Annotated in this window: 3 protein-coding genes; all 3 read left to right on the forward strand. The window is 56.9% G+C overall.

Going from position 1 to position 2,447, the window contains the following annotated elements:
- Positions 1 to 446 precede the first annotated feature (446 nt).
- From ACH2EH_RS00750 to ACH2EH_RS00760, 3 genes are read left to right on the forward strand one after another with little or no spacing between them, the layout of a single operon-like run.
- The gene (locus ACH2EH_RS00750; RefSeq protein WP_395137833.1) at positions 447 to 1,169 is read left to right on the forward strand and encodes a DNA-methyltransferase; all 723 of its coding nucleotides are present in this window, start codon (positions 447 to 449) and stop codon (positions 1,167 to 1,169) included.
- Positions 1,170 to 1,198: 29 nt separating this feature from the next.
- Positions 1,199 to 1,807: a restriction endonuclease gene (locus tag ACH2EH_RS00755; protein ID WP_395137835.1), complete on the forward strand. Its 609-nt coding sequence runs from the start codon at positions 1,199 to 1,201 to the stop codon at positions 1,805 to 1,807.
- A gap of 58 nt (positions 1,808 to 1,865) precedes the next feature.
- Positions 1,866 to 2,405 carry a metal-dependent hydrolase gene (locus ACH2EH_RS00760; RefSeq protein ID WP_395137837.1) on the forward strand — a complete coding sequence of 180 codons (540 nt, stop codon included), beginning with the start codon at positions 1,866 to 1,868 and terminating at the stop codon, positions 2,403 to 2,405.
- The last annotated feature ends 42 nt before the right edge of the window (positions 2,406 to 2,447 follow it).

Here is a 2,447-nt window from a genome sequence, read left to right on the forward strand (position 1 = left end):
CTCTGGAAGAGATCTTCTCCACAGACAGCACTTATCCGACCGAGTGTGTCTGTGAACTGATGGGCTGTCCGGGATGCCTCCCGCCGGAAGCCTGGGACAATGAGCGCGACGAACTGCGCGATACTTGGCGAGACACGAAGCCGAGCCAGTGGTGTCGAGGGCATCCAAACAGAAACAAGCCCACCTCTGTATCCGTGAGACAAGAAACAGTCTCTGGATCACAGAAGTCCGATGTAGGACCACAAAAAACCGATGACAGAGTCCGCCTCGAAGCTAGTCCCTGCACCGGTCACGCCACTATTTCATGAAACGTTCATCTACACAAACTCAATCAACACTTATACAAACTCAACTAATACTTACACAAACTCAACCAGCATCTAGGCTACCCTATCACTCGACTACCTCTCCCTGTCATCCAATACCTCTTGGGGACACGTTACTTCTTGGGGACACGTTACTTCTGGGGGATGCTTTGGAGCTACTTACTACCAGGCTTCTCCAGTGCCTCGGTAGATGCGGTCATCACCGATCCGCCCTACTGCTCGGGCGGACTTACCGCCACCGAGAGATCACGAGCGCCAAGCCTCAAGTATGTACAAAGCAGGCAGAAGACGCACTGGGTGGACTTCGAGATGGACACTCTAGACCAGAATGCCTGGGCTAGCTTCACCTACCAGTGGCTTAAAGAAACACGACGAATCGCAAAAGAGGGCGCACCGCTGCTGATCTTCACCGATTGGCGGCAGCTCCCCTTACTGACGACATTAGTGCAGTGGTCAGGCTGGCGCTGGCTTGGTATCGCGGCATGGGACAAGACCGAGGCGTGTAGGCCGCAGATGGGGCGCTTCGCCGCACAGGCTGAGTACATCGTCTGGGGCGCGAAAGGACGGCTCCCGGCAAAACGGCATGTCGGTGCACTCCCTGGAGTCTTCCGTCACCGAGTAGAGTCCGTGAACAAGAAGCAGCACCTTACGGGCAAGCCCTTAGCGCTCATGGAGGAGCTTCTTAAGATCGTCGAGCCGGGCGGCATGGTACTCGATCCCTTTGCTGGCTCGGGAACAACACTACTTGCCGCCAAACGCCTTGGACTCACCGCGCAGGGCATAGAGCTTAGTCCTCACTACTACCAGGTCGCTAAGAAGCGATTGGAAGAACCTACTCCTTAAACACACCAGCCACACTAAACACACCCACTATGGATCCATTTCTTACTCGACTTCTCGAACTTCCCTTCGATGCCTTCGCTCGCCTGGTCGCACGTCTTCTGCCGGCTTTGGGCTATAGCGACGTGCGCCTTGCGGGGCGGCGCGACTTTAAAGGCCGAAACGGGCGCGATGGGGCAGGCGGCTTCGATCTACTTGCCAGCCGCTTCGGGCGCACCGTTCTGGTTCAGCTCAAGCAGTTCAGCCCCCAGCGACTCCTCTTTCAGCGCTCCCTAGATGAGCTACGCGGCGTGGTTCTACGAGCAGGCGCTGCTGAGTCCCTGCTGGTCACGACCGGCGCTTTCTCTCTGGCTGTGGATAGGGAAGCGCTTAGGCGGGCCTCGATGCTGCCGATCTCAACACTGGATGGCAGCGAGCTTCTGACACTGCTCATTGAAAACGGCATTGGGATCAAGCCCAGTGGCAAGATAGACGAGGAGCTACTGGCAAGCCTAACGCAAGAGGCGAGTGGCAACAGCCCTGGCGACTGCATGGGTAAAAGTAACTGCACGGGTAAAGCCGAGTTCGTCGTCACCGTCGGAGTGCAGCGAGTCCACCCTGCAAAGAAAGTCCACCCTGCAAAGTGCGCCAAACGCCGATGATCCCTAACCTTTCTCTACAGATGATCCCCAACCTTTCTCTACACTTGAATCCTTCTCTATGACCTGGAGAACCCATGTCATGGCGGGAATCGTCAGCCTCTACGGATTGCCTCTTGGCCTTGCCTTCGATTCTGTGTCACTGGCGATTCTCTTCGCTGTCATTGGAAGCCTACTGCCTGACCTCGATGCCAGGGAGTCCAAGCTCTCCAACATAGCAATTGGCGGGGTAGCTCCCCTGAAGCTCGTCGCCCGGCTACTCAGCCGAAGCCTGGGACACCGTGGGCCGATGCACTCGCTTCTCGCGGTGCTGGTCGTGGCTATTGCCTTTGGCTTGCCGCTGGCGCTCTTGCTCGATCCCTTCGCTGGGTTCGGATTGACGCTGGGCTACCTGTCGCACTTGCTGCTCGATGCCTGCACCAAGAGCGGCGTTCCGCTCTACTGGCCCGACAGCGGGCGCGTGTGGCTCTTGCCCTCGCGCCTCCGCTTTACGACCGGCTCTGCGGCGGAAGATGGATTTTTTATCCTGCTCTCCCTCGCCGCATCCGGCCTTCTCCTCATTCACCTTTTCCAATTCCAAAATGCAACCACAACCATATAAGACACAACCAGCTCAAACATCACGACGTTACTTTGATCGATC

The sequence above is a fragment of the Armatimonas sp. genome (genome assembly GCF_043760365.1).
In the GTDB taxonomy this organism is placed as follows: Bacteria; Armatimonadota; Armatimonadia; order Armatimonadales; family Armatimonadaceae; genus Armatimonas.

Excerpts from the sequence above, each read along its gene's own strand:
- ACH2EH_RS00755 (WP_395137835.1), top strand. The coding sequence starts at position 1,199 with ATGGATCCATTTCTTACTCGACTTCTCGAACTTCCCTTCGATGCCTTC.
- ACH2EH_RS00760 (WP_395137837.1), top strand. The coding sequence starts at position 1,866 with ATGACCTGGAGAACCCATGTCATGGCGGGAATCGTCAGCCTCTACGGA.